Below are 19,039 nucleotides of genomic sequence, written 5' to 3' on the forward strand. Positions count from 1 at the left end.
ACAAATTAATATTCGTCCGCTAGCACATGATAACAAAAAGCTCAAGAACTAGCTAAACGCTATTCTTGAGCTATTGTAACATAGATTAAGCTTTCATTTGTGCTAATGTTTCATCAATATGATGCAAGGCTTTTTCGCGGCCTAATAATTCAACAGATTCACCTAATTGTGGACCGTGCATTGAGCGCGTTGTTGCAATTCGAATTGGCATATAAAGCTTGCGACCTTTAACGCCAGTTTCTTGACGAACCTCTTGAACAACTTTCATGATTTGAACAGCTGTAAATTGAGAGATATTGCTAATGCCTGCGCGGAATGTATTTAAAACCGCCAAAGCATCATCATCTGCTAATTCTTGCATCGCTGCTTCCTCAAGTTGTTCTGGCTGATTGAAGAAAATATCAGATAGTTCAACGATTTGAGCAGCATAACTCATTTGATCTTTGTATAGTGCTACTAACTGACGAGCCCATTCAATCTCATTAGGTGTTGGATCTGCAGGAATACGACCAGCCTTAATTAATTCATACAAACTCAAATCAGCAATCACACTGCTATCCGTCTTCTTGACGTATTGGTTATTAACCCATTCCAACTTCTTACCGTCAAATGAAGCAGGTGATTTACTCAAACGTTTAGGATCGAACGCTTTGATTAATTCTTTACGAGTAAAGATTTCGTTAGTGCCAACTGGTGACCAACCTAACAACGCAATAAAGTTAAACATTGCATCTGGTAAATAACCTAATTCCCGATATTGTTCGATGAATTGTAAGACGCTCTCATCACGTTTACTTAACTTCTTACCTGTTTCAGTATTGATAATTAAGGTCATGTGACCAAATGTTGGTGGTGTCCAACCAAAAGCTTCATAAATCATCAATTGTTTAGGCGTGTTGGCAATATGATCATCACCACGTAAAACATGACTGATCTTCATCATATGATCGTCAACCACAACGGCGAAGTTGTAAGTTGGCATACCATCACGTTTTTGAATGACAAAGTCGCCCCCGACACTTTCTGAATCAAAGCTAATTGGTCCCTTAACTAAATCATCAAACTTATAAGTGTGGTTTTCTGGCACATGAAAACGAATAACTGGTTGCAAACCTTTAGCTTTAGCTTCAGCAATTTTAGCCTGCTTTTCTTCTTCAGTTAAACCAGCATATTCGTATACATAATGAGGCATTTCACTGTTAGCACGTTGTTTTTCACGTTCTGCTTCCAATTCCTCTTCTGTCTTGTAAGATTCATAAGCCAAGCCGCGATCAACTAATTGTTGAATCAACGGTAGATAAATAGACATGCGTTCAGATTGACGATAAGGACCATAATCGCCGCCAACATCTGGGCCTTCATCCCAATCCATGCCGAGCCAGTCTAAGTTCTCCAACTGACTCTGCTCGCCGCCTTCCATATTCCGCTTCGTATCAGTATCCTCAATTCGGATAATGAACTTGCCTTTCATATGACGTGCGAATAAATAATTGAACAATGCTGTTCGTGCATTGCCAATATGCAGATGTCCTGTTGGACTTGGTGCATAACGAACCCGAATCTCTTCATTTGCCATGATCGAAAAAACTCCCTTTATCAATAAAAAATATCAAGTTTAAGTTTACCGATTTTGTCATCATAAAACAAGTAAACACAACATAAAACCAATTATTCAATTAAGATCGGCTTATTTTTGTGATTTACTCTCTTCTTTTTTGACTTTATCTTCATTAGTAATGCCCTTTTGTGCATGTTGTGGTCGAGCAAAAATCATCCGACCAGCCGCCGTTTGTAAAGCACTAGTAATAACAACAGTCAGTCGTTTATTAAGATAGTACTGGCCATCTTCAACAACAACCATCGTGCCATCTTCCAGATAAGCCACCCCTTGCTGACGTTCGGTACCAGACTTCACAACGGTCACATCCATTGTTTCACCAGGTAATACAGCTGGTTTTAACGTATTAGCTAACTGATTAATATTTAAAACCGGCACATTTTGGAATTCTGAAACTTTGCTTAAGTTAAAATCGTTAGTTACCACAATACCATCAATAATTTTGGCTAACTTCAATAACTTACTATCAACTTCTGTTAAATCGTCAAAATCACCATCATAGTTTTCAATTTTGATCTCCGGATCGCTTTTCATGTCGTTTAGAATGTCTAACCCACGGCGACCACGAGCCCGTTTCAGACTATCAGACGAATCAGAAATCAATTGCAATTCATGAACAACAAAAACTGGTACCAGCAAGACGCCTTCAATAAAGCCAGTTTTAACAATGTCATGAATTCGGCCATCAATAATGACACTAGTATCTAAAATTTTATATTTATGAAAGTTATCATCTGGTTTCCGATCATAAATTAAATTCTCAACATCATTACTGCGTCGTGTTTTAAATAACTTCCGCCAATCATCTGTTTGGGTAATCCCAATTCTAAAACCAAGATAACCTAACACAATCATTAAAACAACTGGCAAAATGGTACTAATGACAAAAACATTAATTCGGTAAAGTGGAATCGCAATCACATTAGCTAAAATTAAGCCAACAAGTAGAAACAATGAACCAAACAAGAGCTTAGTGGGACTAATATTCAATAACGTCTTTTCAGCTTTGCGTAACACACTCAAAATGGGGTCAAGAAAAACGAATGATAGCAGGTAAAAAATAAGCGCCCCCAGTAAAGCATTAGTTACGGGAAAATTCAACCAAGTCACATTAGCAAGCCGTAAGATAAACCAGAGTGTCGGTAACACTGAGTACCCAATAGCTAACCCGGTAATCACGAAAATAATGCGCCCAATCGATTTTCTACTTAATTTTCTCTTCATTAATTTCACCTCCCTTCAAATTCAAGTGTTTCTTAGTTTAATAACTGTCAGCAGCTTTAACTAAGCTTTTTGGCACCTTTAAAAACTTTTTGAATCGCTTCTCCAATAGTTGTTAAGCCAATTACTGTTAAACCTTGAGGAATTTTGACACCGGACAGATTGTTTTTAGGGATAAACGCACGTCTAAAACCTAACTTTGCTGCTTCGCTTAAGCGTTGATCAATTCGATTAACCCGACGAATTTCGCCAGTCAAACCAATTTCACCGATAAAACAATCATCTGGTGCAATTTCTTTATCCTTATAACTAGAAGCAATGGCTAATGCTGTTGCCAGATCAATGGCAGGTTCGTTTAACTTAACGCCACCAGTTGCCTTTAGATAAGCATCTTGGTTTTGTAGCATTAAATTAGCACGCTTCTCCAAAACTGCCATGATCAAAGCCACTTTATTATGATCAATTCCCGTAGAAGTTCGCTTGGCATTACCAAACATACTTGGTGCTAATAATGCCTGAATTTCGACTAAAATAGGTCGAGTCCCCTCCATAGAAACCACCACTGCAGAACCTGTGGCACCAGCTAATCGTTCTTCTAAGAAAATCTCAGAAGGATTGGCCACTTCTTGTAAGCCATCGGTGCGCATTTCAAAAATACCAATTTCATTTGTTGAACCAAAGCGATTCTTAACTGAACGTAAAATACGGTAACTGTGATGTGTATCGCCTTCGAAATATAAAACAGTATCCACCATATGTTCCAAAACTTTAGGACCAGCGATTGCGCCATCCTTAGTCACATGTCCAACTACAAAAATTGTTCGTTGTTCATTTTTGGCAATTTTCATTAACTCGGCTGTGATTTCACGAATCTGTGAAACACTACCCACAACTGAGCTTAATTCTGGTTCGTTCATTGTTTGAACTGAATCAATGATAATGTACTTAGGATCAAGTTCAGCAATTGTTTCCCGAATAGTTGCCATATTTGTTTCTGGATATAAGTATAGTTTATCACCTTTAACATTTAGGCGCGATGCTCGCAATTTAATCTGCGAAGCGCTTTCTTCACCAGAGATGTACAATACTTTTTCGCCAGTTTTTTGCAACTGCCCCGAAACCTGTAATAACAGTGTCGATTTACCAATCCCCGGATCGCCACCGATTAAAATCAATGATCCCGGAACAATCCCACCGCCTAAAACGCGATTTAATTCTTCTAAATCGGTTTTGACACGCGGTTCTGGCTGCATGTTCACTTCATTTAACAATTGTGGCGCATGGCTGTTGCCATCTTGACGGCGACTAGGTGTGGCCTTGGTATTGACTGGTGCCACCACTTCTTCAACCATTTGATTCCAAGCACCGCAATTCGGGCAACGACCAAAGTTAGTTGGTGAAGTGTAGCCACAATTTTGACAAACGTATTGTGTTTTTGCTTTAGCCAAAGAAATCTCCTTTCTCTAAATCGATTATAAAGGTGTGATCCTTACTTACCAGATGAACCAAAACCACCAACACGTTGTGAAGTTACTGGTACTTCGTTATCTGCAGTCAAATATTTCATAAAGATACCTTGACCTATACGCTCTCCTTTTTTTATGAGCAGGTCTTTAGGTCCTAGATTCACCAATTGGAAGAAAATCTCACCTTCATTGGCTTCATTGTTATAATAATCCGCATCAACCACGCCAACACCATTAGGTAATACTAAGAATCGTTTAAGTGGATTACTTGAACGGTTGACCAACATTAAAACTTCATCATCAGCCATTTTAGCCTTAATTCCTGTTGGGACTAATAATGGCCGAATTGTTGATTCTACCTTTATGAAATCTTTATTCGTTAACTCATGATCGTTGTTAATCCTACGAAAGAGCTTAACGAAATGTAACTTCCAAATTGATGGTAAAACAAAATCCTCTGCCGCAAAAAAATCATAACCTGCTGCATTTTTGGTTTGTCTTTGTGGCAAACTCAATTTCTGATCAGCATACTTTGAAACAACTTCAAAACCCCTTAACACGCTTTATCCAACCTCTCTTTCTATTACAATTAATCATACCTTATTTCCCTGTTTAAATACGACATTTTTAGTGAATTTATCATAAATTCAATTAAAGTTTAATCTGTCCTTAATTTTGCTAGTAACGACATATCACGTTAATTTTGAATCGATCAATTAGTTGGAATTATTTAGTCAATCAATGGTCGTTGACTAATTTTTACGGTAGAATATAAGCATTGAGATTTTATATCAAAACAACGAGATGAAAGGATGAAAAAAATGGAATTCCAATATGAACCTGGCAGATTTTTCAAATTAGATGATCAGCAAAAGCTGGTTGCCGAAGTGACATTTCAAACAGCAACAGATAAACCCATTTACATTTTAGATCACACTTTTGTTGATCCATCTCTACGCGGCCAAGGCGTCGCCGGTCAATTAGTTAAAGCTGTGGTTAATAAAGCTCGAGCTGACCACAAACAAATTTTACCGCTTTGCTCGTATGCTCATAAAGCTTTTGAAACTAAACCTGAGTATGCTGATGTTTATTATCACAATCCTGAAGGAGAAAAATATTAATGGATATTAACCAATTAAAGAAAGCCGCTGCAGATGAAGCAGCTAAATTCGTTGAGGATGGGATGATGCTTGGTCTTGGTACTGGCTCCACTGTTTTTTACTTAGTTGAAGCTGTTGCTAAACGCGTCCGTGAAGAAAACTTACACATTACGACCGTCTCTACATCTTCAAGAACTGCTAAACAAGCCAGTGATTTAGGTATTAAAGTCATTGATATCAATGACGCACCACCTCTAGACCTTACCATCGATGGCGCCGATGAAATTGATGAGCACTTCCAAGGTATTAAAGGCGGTGGCGCTGCCCATTTATTAGAAAAAATTGTGGCCATCAATTCAAAACGTAATATTTGGATCGTTGACCAAAGTAAAATGGTTAAAACTTTAGGCGCCTTCCCATTACCACTGGAAGTAATTCCCTTTGGCTCTGAGAAAGTCTATCAACGCCTCACTGCTGAAAATCTTCATCCTGAATTTCGCCTAACAGAAGATGGTCAACGCGTGCGCACACATAATAAGAATTTTGTTATTGACTTACATGTTGGCACAATTGAACATCCCCACATTCTTGCCGATTGGCTTGATCATCAAACAGGTATCGTGGAGCATGGCTTGTTCTTAGATCTTGTTAATCAAGTTGTGATCGGTAAAGAAAGCGGCGTTGAAATTATCAACGCGCCTCGGTAATTGCTAATAGCTGCTGCTAAAATGGCAATTTTAGATGATTAAATGAGAATTTAGTTCTCAACTTACTAACTTTATTAAAAAATAATTAGACTAATTCTCACAAAAGCGTTAGGATATTATTTGTAACGATTAGAATTTGGAGGTACACCATGAGTAAAGAAATTACTAATGCAAACATTGAAAAGTTTGCGCAAGATTTTGCTGAATCAGCTAAATCAAATGCTATCGCTAATACTGTTGCCCATAACGGTATCGATGCTTCAAGTCGTAATCTTGGCGCTGATATCGCCATGACCCCGAACTTCTCAGTTGAAATTCAAACTGGCGACGTTGCCAACCAGAAACAATCTGGCCGTTGCTGGATGTTTGCCGCATTAAATACAATGCGCCATCCCCTTCAGGATAAGTTTGAACTTAAGGGTTTTGAACTATCACAAAATTATACTAATTTCTGGGATAAATTTGAAAAATCAAACTTTTTCTTAGAAAACGTAATTGAAACGGCTAATTTACCGTTAGGCGACCGTAAAGTTGATTTCTTAATGGCAACACCACAACAAGATGGTGGCCAATGGGATATGTTGTGCGCCTTAATTGAAAAATATGGCTTAGTGCCAAAGTCAGTTATGCCAGAAACTTATAATAGTTCACGTTCTTCTGAATTAAACGCAACTTTAAATACTAAGCTTCGTCAAGATGCAGTTGAATTACGGCAATTAGTTGCTGATGACAAGTCAGCTGATGAAATCGCAACTGCTAAAGAAGCAATGTTAGATGACGTTTACCGTATTTTAGTCTTTACTTTAGGTGAGCCACCAGTTAAATTTGATTGGGAATATACTGATAACAATCATCAATACCACATTGAAAGAGATTTAACACCAAAATCATTCTACGACAAATATGTCGGCATGGATTTGGAAAACTATCTTTCAATGATTAACTCTCCTACTGATGATAAGCCATATAACCATGTTTATACCGTTGACTTATTAGGCAACGTGGTTGGCGGTCGCCAAGTTCGCCACATGAACTTGAAAATTGATGATTTTAAAGCTTTAGCTGTTAAACAATTACAAGCTGGTGAAACAGTTTGGTTTGGTTCTGATGTTGGTAAGTCTTCTGATCGTAAAGAGGGCATCATGGCCACCGACGTCTACCAAAAAGATGACCTTCTAGGCGTTGATTTATCCTTAACTAAGGCTCAACGTTTAGACTACGGCGAAAGTTTAATGACACACGCCATGGTCCTAACCGGTGTAGATTTAGTTGATGGCAAACCAACCAAGTGGAAAGTAGAAAATTCATGGGGCGAAAAAGCAGGTAACTTTAAAGGTTACTTCATCATGAGTGACGCTTGGTTTGACGAATATGTTTATCAAGTTGTAATTAATAAGAAGTTTCTTTCTGAAGAACAGCTTCAAGTTATCGCAGCTGAAAAAGACAAGCCAACTGTCTTAAAACCATGGGATCCAATGGGTGCCTTAGCACTTTAATTTAATCACGCATTCTAAATCCGTCCACAACACTTCGTTGCTGTGAACGGATTTTTTTAGTTACTGATAAACTTTTAAAATTAGGTATAAAAAAACCTGCATTTCTGCAGGTTAAGTGATTAATTAAATTGAACTGGTTAGAATTGTTTTGTTAATAATCTTTAAATGCTCATCATATTCATAGACAATCGGTTCGCCGTTATCGACTTCAACGCCATCAATTTGATCGTCAGCAATGGCCTCTAGGTACTTCAATAAAGCTCGCAAAGTACTACCATGGGCCACAATTAATTGGTCATGCCCATTTAAAAGTTCAGGGGCAATCTGATCTTGAAAATATGGCATAACCCGTTTGCTAGCCATTGCTAAACTTTCAGCCAACGGCACACTGCGTGGATCTAAATGAGCATAGCGCCGATCATGGTCAGGCTGAGGCAACGCTGGCGGCACTGCCGTATAACTACGCCGCCATAAAGCCACTTGATGTTTACCATATTCTTGTCGTGAATCATCTTTATTATGACCACGTAAGGCACCATAATGGCGCTCATTTAAACGCCAAGTTTTATAGATTGGTAAATAGAGCCAATTTAAATCGTCACAAATAATATTTGCCGTTTTAATCGCTCTGATTAAAACAGAAGTATGAACGGCTGTTGGTTGAAAGTCAATCTTTGCCAACAGCTGGGCAGCTTCATGAGCTTGATTAACACCTCGTTTTGTTAAATCTACATCATTCCAACCAGTGTATTCATTATCAGCATTGGCTGTACTTTCACCATGGCGCACTAAAACTAATTTAACCACAATAAACCCTCTTTAACCTAACTGTTCTTCACTGATACTGGCAAGCTGCTGATTAATTTTTGCAACCACGGTCTCAATTGTCCCAGGCGCAAAAGGACTTTGTAAGTGACCGAGCTCAATCAGCTGCGTGAAAGTTTGTTTGCCACCCGCTTCTGCCATTGTCAGATAATCTGACCAAGCATTCTGATCATGATCCAGATTAAATCGTTGCCAGAATTCAAAAGCAACCACCTGAGCCAACGTATAATCAATATAATAGAAAGGCACTTCAAAAATATGGCTTTGCCGGTACCAATATAAACCACGATCTAATTCAGGAATCTCGGTATAATCTCGATCAGGTAAATACATTTTTTCTAAACGTCGCCAAGTTGCTTTGCGCTCTTCAGGTGTCATCTCCGGATGTTGATAAACTTCTGTTTGGAAATGATCAACTAAAGCACCATATGGCAAGAAAGTTAATGCACTTGCTAAATGGTCATATTTATATTTGGTTGTTTGCTGACCAAAGAATTTATCTAGCCATGGATACGCAATAAACTCCATGCTCATGGAGAAGATTTCTGCACCTTCATTAGTTGGGAAAATACACTTCCAAGCATTCGTGTCCCGAGCTTGATATGCTTGAAAAGCATGACCTGCTTCATGAGTTAAAACATCCACATCGCCAGAAGTACCGTTAAAATTAGCAAAAATAAATGGTGTTTCAAATTCTGGAATAAACTCACAGTAACCGCCACTTTGCTTACCATGCTGACTGATTAAATCTAAGTTATGCCGATCGATCATCATCTGGAAGAAGTCGCCAGTTTGAGGCGACAATTCATGATAAAACTCGTTGGCTTGAGCAACTAAGGCTTCCGCATTACCTGAAGGAACAGCATTACCACTTGGAAATGCAAAATTCTCATCAAAGAAAGCCAGCTGCCTTAAACCTAATCGTTTAGCTTGCCGTTGATGAAGTTGCGTTACAACTGGGACTACTTGTTCACGAATTTGTTTGCGGTAAGCTGCAATTTCTGCTTCACCATAATCAAATCGGTTCATCAAATCTAAACTCATTGCAGCATAATCGCGGTAGTTTAAATTATGAGCCATTTCCGTCCGGACCTTAACCATTTGATCGTAAATCTCATCAAATTCAGCCTCATGTTCAACATACCAAGCCGTTGTTGCTTGAGCAGCAGCCTGACGTTTAGTGCGATCGCGATCACTACTAAACTTATTCATTTGCGGCAAAGTGTAAGTTTCACCCGCAAAATCAATTTCTGCAGTAGCAATCAATTTCGCATAACGACTTGTTAACTTGTTTTCAGCTTGTTGTAAGGGAATATTCTGCGCTGAAAAAGTCTTAACTTGATTAGCTGCAATCTTAAACAAAGTTTCCGGGAAAATTTGTTTAAGCTCTGCTTGGAACGGTGATGCAACTAGTACCCGGTAATAGTCAGCAACTAATTCATCATATTTAGGACCATAATCATTCCAGTAATCATTTTCACCACTATAAAAAGCATCTAGTGTATTAACACTAAAGCGAATAGTGGCCAGCATTTGCTGAGATGCTACCCGCTCATTTAACTCAGCTAATAGTAAAGCCGCTTGAGTTGCAGTTAGTGGATCATCAGCCCTTTGAAAAGCAGTTAATAACTGATGGTACTGATGTTTCACTCGTTCAAAATTAGGACGTTGATAAGGTAGTTGGGAAAACTCGGTCATCTTATTACTCCGATCGTAGACAAATTTACTTGATGATATTCTTAAACTATTATAGCTGATTTTAGAAAATGACGCACTCTTTCCTAATAACAATCCAGTTAAATCAAAAAGCCGCCAAATCGGCGCTCGAGTAAAAACGTTTGCATTTTATTTTTAACAAATCCTATACTGAAGAAGATTTAAAAAGATATTGGAGGGATTATCATGGTTGAAACAATTAAGTCTGGCATTGCCATGGTCAAAGTTCTTGAGGATTGGGGTGTCGATCATATTTACGGCATTCCTGGTGGTTCATTTAATTCAACAATGGATGCTTTATTTGCACAACGTGACAAAATTAAGTTTATCCAAGTTCGTCATGAAGAAGTTGGGGCAATTGCTGCCTCTGCAGATGCAAAAGTAACTGGCAAAATTGGCGTTACCTTTGGTTCCGCTGGCCCTGGTGCAACCCACCTATTCAACGGCCTTTATGATGCCAAAATGGATCACGTTCCTGTCTTAGCACTTGTTGGACAAGTTGCCACTAACACCATGAACACGGATTACTTCCAAGAAATGAACGAGAATCCCATGTTTGCTGATGTCTCTGTTTACAATCGGACCGTTATGACCGCTGAACAATTGCCAAAGGTGATTGATCAAGCTATTCGTCGTGCTTATCAAGCAAAAGGTGTTGCCGTTGTGACAATTCCCGTTGATCTAGGTTGGCAAGATATTCCAGACACTTTTGAATCAACAGCCGCCGATTATCGCATTAGTTATCCGCAACCTGCAGACCATGATGTTGATGAAACCTTACGGCTGATCAAAGCAGCTAAACACCCCATTCTTTATATTGGATTAGGTGCTACTGGCGCTTCAGAAGAAGTTCAGAAGTTTGCCGAAATGTATAAATTACCAATTGCTTCTTCTGCTTTAGCTAAAGGCATTGTGCCAGATAGTAATCCTGCTTATTTAGCTTCTGCTGGTCGGGTTGCAACTAAACCAGCCGTTGAAGCTTTAGGAGACGCTGACTTAATCTTATTTATGGGCAGTGATTATCCATTCGGCGATTACTTCTTTAAGCCAGATGCCACTTTTATCCAGGTTGATATTAATTCAGCTGAGTTTGGCAAACGTCACCATGTCGATTTACCAATTCTAGCCGATGTTAAAGCCACTCTTGAAAAGTTAATCGAGCGTGGTGAAGAACAACCCATGACCAAATGGTATCAGGCTAACTTAGCTAATAATAAAAACTGGCATGATTGGATCAATAAGATGGCTCAATCAACTAAAACACCACTACGCGTTGAGCCTGTTTATAAAGAAATCAATCGGATTGCAAAAAAAGACGCCGCTTTTATGATTGACGTTGGTAACGTGACGATTGATAGTCTACGCTTGCTTGATATGAATCCTAAACAAATTTTCAAGACATCAGGCTGGTTTGCTACCATGGGCTTCGGACTACCTGCTGGCTTAGCTGCTCAGTTAAGTTATCCTAACCGTCAAGTCTTTACAATTAGTGGTGATGGCGGCATGGCAATGGTAGCTCAAGATCTGATTACCATGGCTAAATATCATCTACCAATTATTAACGTTGTCTTGAGCAATGATTCCTTTGGTTTTATCAAAGCCGAACAAGATGATACTCACCAAAGTCACTACGGCGTTGACATCGCCCCAGTTGACTTTGCAAAAGTAGCTGAAGGTTTTGGCGTCAAAGGATTCAAAGTCACTAATCATGACGAATTAGTCGCAGCCTTTGACTACGCTAAAACTGCTACTGAACCAGTCCTAATTGACGTTAAAATTGCCGATGAACGACCACTACCTGTTGAACAATTAAGAATCGATCCCGAAAAATTCAGTGCCGAAGAAATTTCTAAGTTCAATCAAATTTATGATTCTAGCGATCTCATTCCTTTCAGTCAAATTTTGAAACAATACCAAGCTTAGTCAAGCTATCAAAAAAACGATTAGACAAATGATTTGTCTAATCGTTTTTTCTTGTTTATTTTGCTGCACGAATATGTTTGAAGCCAACAACTGTTTTGTTCTGCAAGTCAGCAACAACTTCTTCATATTTATCTTCATATGAGTCAATTGAGACTAATGCAGAATTTTCATATACTTTTGTAACCGTTCCCTTAAAGCTTAATGGCACTTCTGCACTTTTACGGACAGCGATTTTCTCCCCAACAGTAAATACCGGTTTTTCTTCTTCTGGTGTTTGTGGTTCTTGTGCCATTTAATCAACTTCCCTTATCAAAATTTCTTTCTAAGTTATACCATGTTTTCTAGGAAAACTCAATGAACAGCCTTTCTTAAATGCAGCTAATCATTAGTTTAATCTTCAAATTGACTATGATAAAGCCGCGCGTAATAACCATTTTTAGCAAGTAACTGCCGATGGTTCCCTTGTTCAATGACATTACCATGATCCATGACTAAAATTAAATCTGCTTGACGAATAGTCGACAGACGATGGGCAATCACGAAACTAGTACGCCCATGCGTCAAACGGTTAAAGGCTTGTTGAATCTTAGCTTCAGTATAAGTATCAACATTACTAGTGGCTTCATCTAGAATTAACATCGGTGGGTTAGCCAACATGACCCGTGCGATCGTTAACAGTTGCTGCTGACCAATTGATAAATTATTGTTCTCTGCATTTAACAAGGTGTCATAACCCTTTGGCAATTTATCAATAAATTCAGCAGCACCACTTTCTTGAGCGGCCTCTTTAATCTCCGCTAAGCTAGCATCAGGCCGACCAAAAGCGATATTATCGCGAATGGTCCCACTAAAGAGCCAAGTCTCTTGAAGGACAAGTCCGTATTGTCGACGTAAATTTTCTCGAGTCAGTTGCCGAATATCAATGCCATCTAACTTAATTGCGCCACCGGTAACGTCGTAGAACCGCATTAATAAATTAATTAAAGTTGTCTTACCTGCACCTGTTTCACCAACAATTGCAATCTGTTGGCCAGCTTTAATGTGCAAGTTTAGATTCTCAATTAAATGTTGACTAGGTTCATAGCCGAATTTAACTTGTTCAAAATCAATGTTACCTGTCACCTGTTCAATAACTCGAGGTGTTGTTGGATCAGCAACTTCTTCTGGTAAATCAATAATATGAAAAATACGTTTAGCAGATGCAAAAGCTGACTGGAACTGACTGGTTAAATTCGTCAAATCACTGAATGGCTTACCAAAAATCGTTGCAAATATTAAAAAGCTGGAAATTTCACCAACTGTAATTTGCCCGGTAATGGCCCGTAATCCACCAGTCAACCCAATTAAAGCATACATCACGTTATTAATAAACCGAGCCGTGGGGTTGGCAAACGATGCGATAAACTGGGACAAAAAACCAGTTTGATAAAGTTGTTGATTACGGTTTTCAAACTCAGTTTGTGCTTGCTCTTCATGACTAAATGCTTGGATCGTTTTTAAGCCGGCAATTGACTCTTCTGCAAAACCATTCAAGCTACCTAAATCATCAGCTTGCAGTTTAAAATAATGATGTGATTTTTGAGTTAGAACTTTGGCCGTCAGATAAGACAACGGTGCTGTAATTAAAACCATTAACGCCATTAACCAATCCAAATTAAACATGACAATAATTGAACCGATAATTGTGAAAACAGCTTGAATCGAAATCAATAGTCCTTGCAGGGCGCCATCAGAAATCGTTTCAATATCATTAACGAAACGGCTGGTAACATCGCCATGCGGATGTGTATCAAAGAAACGCAATGGTAAATAATTAAGCTTAGCAAACAAATCATGGCGCAGTCGATTAACACCTTTATAAGCAATCTCATTGGTTGACCAAGTTGCTAACCAGAGTGAGAGGTTACCCCCTAAATAAACAAAGATTAATAACACAATATCCCGCGTTAGCTGTGGGAAATCAACTTGATTACGGCCAATCAACTGATCAATGGTTTGCCCTACTAAGACTGGTGCCCATAAATTACTAATTACCGAAATAATAATTAATAACGTGGCGCCAATTAATTGTGTTTTTTGTTCGAAATATTGAAATAGTCGTTTAAACATTGCCAATCTACTCACCTGCCTCATCTTGATCTAACTGACTAGCAACCAGCTCTTGATAATAATGATTATCTTTCAATAAAGCCTCATGCTTGTCAAAGCCAACAACGCGACCGTTTTTAAGAACTAGAACACGATCAGCGTGCATGACCGTCCCCACGCGCTGTGAAATAATTAAAGTTCCCCGTAACCATGCTTGTTGCTTTAACGCTTCCCGAAAATGGGCTTCGGTCAAATAATCAAGCGCACTGGTGGCATCATCTAATAATAAAATAGGTGCTTGTTTAACCAGTGCTCGAGCAATTGCAATACGTTGCCGTTGTCCACCAGAAAAGTTACGACCATCACGCTCAACTGGTGCATTAAGACCTAAAGCTTGTTGATCAACAAATGCTGTTGCTTGAGCAGTTGCTAAGGCATCAGTTAAATTTTGATCAGTGGCCTCAGGATTGCCGAAACGTAAATTACTAGCAATCGTTCCAGAAAAAAGATCAACATGTTGCGGCACAATACTGATTAAACGACGTAATTGTGGCAGTGATAATGCTGCAATTGATTGGCCAAACAGTTTAATTTCACCTGTTGAAAGTTGTTTCAACCGTGGTAAAAGATTGATTAAAGTTGACTTACCTGAACCAGTACCGCCAATAATACCGATTGTTTCCTGATCGTTAACAACAAAATTAATATCCTTTAAAATTGCATCACTTTGATCAGCATGATCAGAATCAGCATAAAAGGAAACACCCTGATATTGCAAAATTGGGTCCTGATTTTCTTCCAATTGTTGGGTTGTCGTTGTTGCGGAAACAATTGCCGGCTCAGTTTCCATAATTTCGTTAACACGAGCAGCAGAAGCCATCGCCTTAGTTAATAAAATAACTAAATTAGATAACATTAATACTGCAGCTAAGATCATATTAACGTAATTAATAAATGCTAAAACCGTACCTTGATCTAAAGTCCCTAAATTAATCCGACTACCACTAGCCCACAAAATCGCAATCGTCATTAAATTAACCACTGTTGCCGTCATTGGATTATAAATAGCTGACAGCCGACCAATTCTCAAACCAGTCTCTGTTTGCTGCGTATTGGCATCATTAAACTTAGCTGTTTCTGTATCAGTTTTGGCAAAAGCACGAATTACCCGAACACCAGAAAGATTCTCTTTAACAACAGCAGATAAGTGGTCTAATTGACTCTGATAACGGCGGTAAAGTGGCGACATCCTTGTCGTCAACCAGTAAACAACTAATCCTAAAATAGGCGTTGCTATCAATAAAATAAGTGCCAAATGACGATCCATAATAAAGGCCATTAATAAAGAGCCAATAATCATAAATGGTGCCCGCGAAACTTGTCGAATTGACATTGCTACCCATAATTGCATTTGATTAACATCATTTGTCAAACGCGTCGTCAAGGTTGCTGCGCCAAACTCGTCTTGCTGTTGATAAGACAACTTGGTGATATGAGCAAATAAACTTCGACGTAAGTCAGTACCGTATCCTTGTGCAGAACGGGCCGCAAAATATTGGCATACTGACGCGGATAGTAGTCCAAAAATAGCCATTCCAATCATTAATAAACCATGTTGCACGACGAAATGTGTGTTGCGAGTTTTAACCCCCTGATCAACAATAATGGCCATTAAGCTAGGTAATAACAACTCACAAACAACTTCGATAAACTTAAAGAGTGCGCCTAATGTTGCTTGGCGTCGATAAGGAATTAAAAACCGGCGTAACTTCCACATAATATCCTCCCTAATTTCTTCTAAGTAATAGTTTACCGCATTTTCAGAAAATTCCTAAATCATTCCGATCCTAATCTGATAAATTAAGTAAAAATAAAAACTATGACATATAAAAAAGGAAACGTTTGACCATTTCCTTGTCGATATTTTTTAATTGCTTTATTTCATCCATTAACTGTTAAAAATTGTTCAAGTATTGAAACTTACCTATATTAACTATTAACTAATTTCCGGTGCTTGTGACGGTGTCGCCATCCAAGTAGGCTCTAAAATGTTCCCATCTAGATCCACAACCTCATAACCAAGCATCACGTCATCAGGAATCTCGGCATTTGGTTTTGATAGATAATATGAACCACCATTATCTTGAGCGGCTTGTCCAAACTGACGAACAGCTTCTGCACTTGGTAAACTAAAAGCCACCAGCGCTCCACTCATTTTATGTGGATCAATGATTTGACAATCACCAATGAATCCTTGATAAAACTCAGGCGTTAATAGCATCACCCAAAAGTTATCGTCCCAAATCATGCCACCGGCGTGTTCATCTGAGAATTCTTTATTCTGCGTAAAGCCTAACTTTTCATAGAATGCCGTCGCCTTTTTTAAATCTTGAACCGGAAAATTAGCAAAAACCATGGTCGACATTATTGTCACCCCCTTTTACACCCGTATAGTCTCACGAAAACGTTTTATTTGTCAAAGTACGCGACTGTAACTCAATAGCATTTCAATCAAGCGATTATTTTGCCTCATTTATCTTTTTGTTATAATAGACAAGTTATCAATCATGTTTTGGTACAAACTTATTAAGCTGCGTTGTTGATCGTCAATCAATCATCGTAGCTTTAAATAATATTATTGGGGAGGAATATTGTGTTTTATAATTTATTGATAACGTTGATTATTCTGGCATTTCTTTACTCTGTCGTGGGATTAGTCGTCTTACTATTTAAAAAGATTTTTGGGCGTAAAAAGGGCAAATGGTTTAGTCTCAAAAAAATCGGAACCACATTTGTTGCAATGATTGCCTTAGTCTTCGTCGCACCAAAAACTGAAACAGCTGCGCAAAAAGCCGCTGATCAGCGTGAAGAGGCTCGTTCATCAAGTTTGGCAATGGCTAGTGAACAAGCTGCTAAGAAGTCTGCTGAACTGGCTAGCTCAAGAAAACGTGCTAACAGTCAAACTAAGGCTAAACAATTAGCGTTAAAAAGTGCCAAAGCCAGCGCACAATCTCAAGCTATTGCTTCTTCTGAAGCAGCTGCCAAGCAATCTGCCGCTGAACTAGCAGCTAAACAGGCTAGTGAAGCCAAGGTCAAAAGTGCTAACAATCAAGAAATACTAGCTGAACTAGTGAAAGAGACAAATAATCACTCTGCTGGCCCTACTAAAGATTATTATTGGGAAAATGGCGCCGCTAAAATCACCGGATTTGATGGGCTTAAAAGTGGTGAAGAAAAGTTCACAGCAGATGGTCAGGGCCGTTCTGGCGTTGCCAAGGCTATTTTAACTTATTCAGAGTACGAGTCATCAAAGGGCTCACGGCAAGGTGATCCACTTGAACCACCTGCATGGCCTTATACCAATCCTAAAGTGGCTATTACTTATAGTTTAACTGGTCGGACTTATCATGGTTATCTATACAATCGTAGCCACTCAATTGGTGACAGTTTACTAGGTGCAGATTCATATGATTCTAAATATAATTTCACCACTGGTACACGCCCCCAAAATGTAGGTGCTAACCAAAATGGCGGCATGCGTTATGCCGAAGAAACTGCTGAAGATTATTGGGATAGTCACCCTAATACCAAGAATACAATCGCTTATGAGACCACCCCACTTTATAACAACAGTGAAACAATTCCGCGGGGCTCAATCGTCGATATTAAATCTTCAGACGGTATCATCAATAAAGAAATTGTCGTCGTTAACTCAGTTGAGGGCATTAGCATTAATTACAACAACGGTTCTAATAAAACAATCGCAGCAATCAGTTCTAAACCATCTTCAAGTGTTGCACCGGTTGTAAAATCAAGTTCTTCAAGTTCAACAACTGTAAACAGTGCACCTGCTGTTTCATCAAGTACAGCACCAATTACCACGCCAGCTACATCACCTACTGTTAGCGGCGGCTGGACAGTTGCACCTGCTGGTCAAGTCTATGTTTCCAACAGTAATAAATATTATGCACGAGTCACCAATCCAGGTAATTACCGACTAATGAGTCAATCAGAGGCCGATAACCAAGGATTTGCCCGAGCTAGTCGAGGCAATCAATACGCCCGACCATATTAGAATATTTAGATAAACAAAAAGCAGCTAACCAATATTGGTTAACTGCTTTTTATCTTTAACATTTATTGGGATACTAGGGTTCGAACCTAGAAATTATGGATTCAGAGTCCACCGCCTTACCAATTTGGCTATATCCCAATGAATCACCCGTACGAGAATCGAACTCGTAACTCCACCTTGAGAGGGTGGCGTCTTAACCATTTGACCAACGGGCAATATTAATAAGCACAAGAAATAGTTTAACGTATCTCAAAAAAATCGTCAAGTAATTTTTGTACTAGATTAATAATTTAATGAAGTAACCAATCATAAACTAATAGCACAATTAAGCTAATAATCGTCACAATTGCGCTAGCTAAAACTAAATAAATTAACCAAGGCCAATTTAATAGCCGTTGCATGATCAGCAGTGAAATTGTCAGTACAACCAATGACACAATTAATTGGTGCCAACGATGGTCCAATTTACTCAAAGGAATACTCCACTAAATATAAACCACGATCCGTTAAATGGGAACTCGTCAACCAAACATCTTGATAACCTTGTGGATTAGTATCTTTCGTCTGCTCAAATAATTGATTTAACAATTTTTGATTTTTTTGAACAAAATTAGGTTGTAGCCGGACTACGTGTAGGCGCATCGGTGGGAATAACGTCTCATCTTCAGGCTCAACCAATTTATCTGAAAAAGCATAAGTAACTTGATTGGCATAAACACGTGGTTCACGCACAACATCTTGACTAGTTAAAATAAATTCAATTAATTGCTTAGCAAACTCTTCATTTTGCATCATTATAACCCC

At 38.7% G+C, this 19,039-nt stretch carries 17 protein-coding genes and 2 tRNA genes; 5 read left to right on the forward strand and 14 right to left on the reverse strand.

Translation table 11 applies throughout. The features are described 5' to 3' along the window. Nucleotides 1–85 precede the first annotated feature (85 nt). From gltX to FC84_RS03520, 4 genes are all read right to left on the reverse strand, one after another. Nucleotides 86–1,576 (reverse strand): glutamate--tRNA ligase, encoded by a 1,491-nt coding sequence (gene gltX / locus FC84_RS03505; protein ID WP_057755561.1) that lies wholly within the window; start codon nucleotides 1,574–1,576, stop codon nucleotides 86–88. A gap of 111 nt (nucleotides 1,577–1,687) precedes the next feature. Beyond that, nucleotides 1,688–2,842: a PIN/TRAM domain-containing protein gene (locus tag FC84_RS03510; protein ID WP_057755563.1), complete on the reverse strand. Its 1,155-nt coding sequence runs from the start codon at nucleotides 2,840–2,842 to the stop codon at nucleotides 1,688–1,690. Between the two features lie 56 nt (nucleotides 2,843–2,898). Continuing rightward, nucleotides 2,899–4,287, reverse strand: coding sequence for a DNA repair protein RadA (radA, locus tag FC84_RS03515; protein WP_057755565.1), 1,389 nt, complete (start codon nucleotides 4,285–4,287; stop codon nucleotides 2,899–2,901). 41 nt (nucleotides 4,288–4,328) lie between these two features. After that, the gene (locus FC84_RS03520) at nucleotides 4,329–4,865 is read right to left on the reverse strand and encodes a dCTP deaminase/dUTPase family protein (protein WP_057755575.1); all 537 of its coding nucleotides are present in this window, start codon (nucleotides 4,863–4,865) and stop codon (nucleotides 4,329–4,331) included. Between the two features lie 252 nt (nucleotides 4,866–5,117). Here FC84_RS03520 and FC84_RS03525 point away from each other — a divergent pair, with 252 nt between their 5' ends. The 3 genes from FC84_RS03525 (at nucleotide 5,118) to FC84_RS03535 (ending at nucleotide 7,608) form a co-directional block, all read left to right on the forward strand. Continuing rightward, nucleotides 5,118–5,426 (forward strand): GNAT family N-acetyltransferase, encoded by a 309-nt coding sequence (locus FC84_RS03525; RefSeq protein ID WP_083479515.1) that lies wholly within the window; start codon nucleotides 5,118–5,120, stop codon nucleotides 5,424–5,426. Further along, entirely contained in the window at nucleotides 5,426–6,112 is a 687-nt protein-coding gene (gene rpiA, locus FC84_RS03530; protein WP_057755581.1) for a ribose-5-phosphate isomerase RpiA, read from the forward strand. Before FC84_RS03525 ends, rpiA begins: the two co-directional genes overlap by 1 nt. A 149-nt stretch (nucleotides 6,113–6,261) precedes the next feature. Beyond that, nucleotides 6,262–7,608 (forward strand): C1 family peptidase, encoded by a 1,347-nt coding sequence (locus FC84_RS03535; protein ID WP_057755584.1) that lies wholly within the window; start codon nucleotides 6,262–6,264, stop codon nucleotides 7,606–7,608. A gap of 123 nt (nucleotides 7,609–7,731) precedes the next feature. Here FC84_RS03535 and FC84_RS03540 read toward each other — a convergent pair whose 3' ends face one another. Then, nucleotides 7,732–8,415: a 2,3-bisphosphoglycerate-dependent phosphoglycerate mutase gene (locus FC84_RS03540; RefSeq protein ID WP_057755586.1), complete on the reverse strand. Its 684-nt coding sequence runs from the start codon at nucleotides 8,413–8,415 to the stop codon at nucleotides 7,732–7,734. Nucleotides 8,416–8,427: 12 nt separating this feature from the next. Next, nucleotides 8,428–10,131 (reverse strand): M3 family oligoendopeptidase, encoded by a 1,704-nt coding sequence (locus FC84_RS03545; RefSeq protein WP_057755588.1) that lies wholly within the window; start codon nucleotides 10,129–10,131, stop codon nucleotides 8,428–8,430. A gap of 204 nt (nucleotides 10,132–10,335) precedes the next feature. On the opposite strand from FC84_RS03545, the gene spxB reads away from it, so the two are divergent. Next, entirely contained in the window at nucleotides 10,336–12,072 is a 1,737-nt protein-coding gene (gene spxB, locus FC84_RS03550; protein ID WP_057755591.1) for a pyruvate oxidase, read from the forward strand. A gap of 55 nt (nucleotides 12,073–12,127) precedes the next feature. Here spxB and FC84_RS03555 read toward each other — a convergent pair whose 3' ends face one another. The 4 genes from FC84_RS03555 to FC84_RS03570 form a co-directional block, all read right to left on the reverse strand. Next, nucleotides 12,128–12,364: a DUF2187 family protein gene (locus FC84_RS03555; protein WP_057755594.1), complete on the reverse strand. Its 237-nt coding sequence runs from the start codon at nucleotides 12,362–12,364 to the stop codon at nucleotides 12,128–12,130. Between the two features lie 98 nt (nucleotides 12,365–12,462). Beyond that, nucleotides 12,463–14,181, reverse strand: a complete 1,719-nt coding sequence (locus tag FC84_RS03560; RefSeq protein WP_057756071.1) for an ABC transporter ATP-binding protein — start codon at nucleotides 14,179–14,181, stop codon at nucleotides 12,463–12,465. A gap of 7 nt (nucleotides 14,182–14,188) precedes the next feature. After that, nucleotides 14,189–15,937 (reverse strand): ABC transporter ATP-binding protein, encoded by a 1,749-nt coding sequence (locus FC84_RS03565; RefSeq protein ID WP_057755596.1) that lies wholly within the window; start codon nucleotides 15,935–15,937, stop codon nucleotides 14,189–14,191. 219 nt (nucleotides 15,938–16,156) lie between these two features. Beyond that, nucleotides 16,157–16,585 (reverse strand): VOC family protein, encoded by a 429-nt coding sequence (locus FC84_RS03570; RefSeq protein ID WP_057755598.1) that lies wholly within the window; start codon nucleotides 16,583–16,585, stop codon nucleotides 16,157–16,159. Nucleotides 16,586–16,813: 228 nt separating this feature from the next. On the opposite strand from FC84_RS03570, the gene FC84_RS03575 reads away from it, so the two are divergent. After that, nucleotides 16,814–18,235, forward strand: coding sequence for a DNA/RNA non-specific endonuclease (locus FC84_RS03575; protein WP_225733088.1), 1,422 nt, complete (start codon nucleotides 16,814–16,816; stop codon nucleotides 18,233–18,235). Between the two features lie 65 nt (nucleotides 18,236–18,300). Here the strand turns inward: FC84_RS03575 and FC84_RS03580 are convergent. From FC84_RS03580 to FC84_RS03595, 4 genes are all read right to left on the reverse strand, one after another. After that, nucleotides 18,301–18,373 (reverse strand) — tRNA-Gln (locus FC84_RS03580). 5 nt (nucleotides 18,374–18,378) lie between these two features. Next, nucleotides 18,379–18,450: transfer RNA gene (locus FC84_RS03585), tRNA-Glu, on the reverse strand. Nucleotides 18,451–18,525: 75 nt separating this feature from the next. Then, on the reverse strand, nucleotides 18,526–18,708 hold the full coding sequence (locus FC84_RS03590) for a hypothetical protein (protein ID WP_057755600.1): 183 nt from the start codon (nucleotides 18,706–18,708) through the stop codon (nucleotides 18,526–18,528). Continuing rightward, complete coding sequence (locus FC84_RS03595; RefSeq protein ID WP_057755602.1) at nucleotides 18,701–19,027, reverse strand: hypothetical protein; 327 nt, start codon at nucleotides 19,025–19,027, stop codon at nucleotides 18,701–18,703. The genes FC84_RS03590 and FC84_RS03595 overlap by 8 nt, the downstream gene beginning before the upstream one ends. Between the last annotated feature and the right edge of the window lie 12 nt (nucleotides 19,028–19,039).

This window comes from Lapidilactobacillus dextrinicus DSM 20335 (genome assembly GCF_001436095.1).
Taxonomy (GTDB): Bacteria; Bacillota; Bacilli; order Lactobacillales; family Lactobacillaceae; genus Lapidilactobacillus; species Lapidilactobacillus dextrinicus.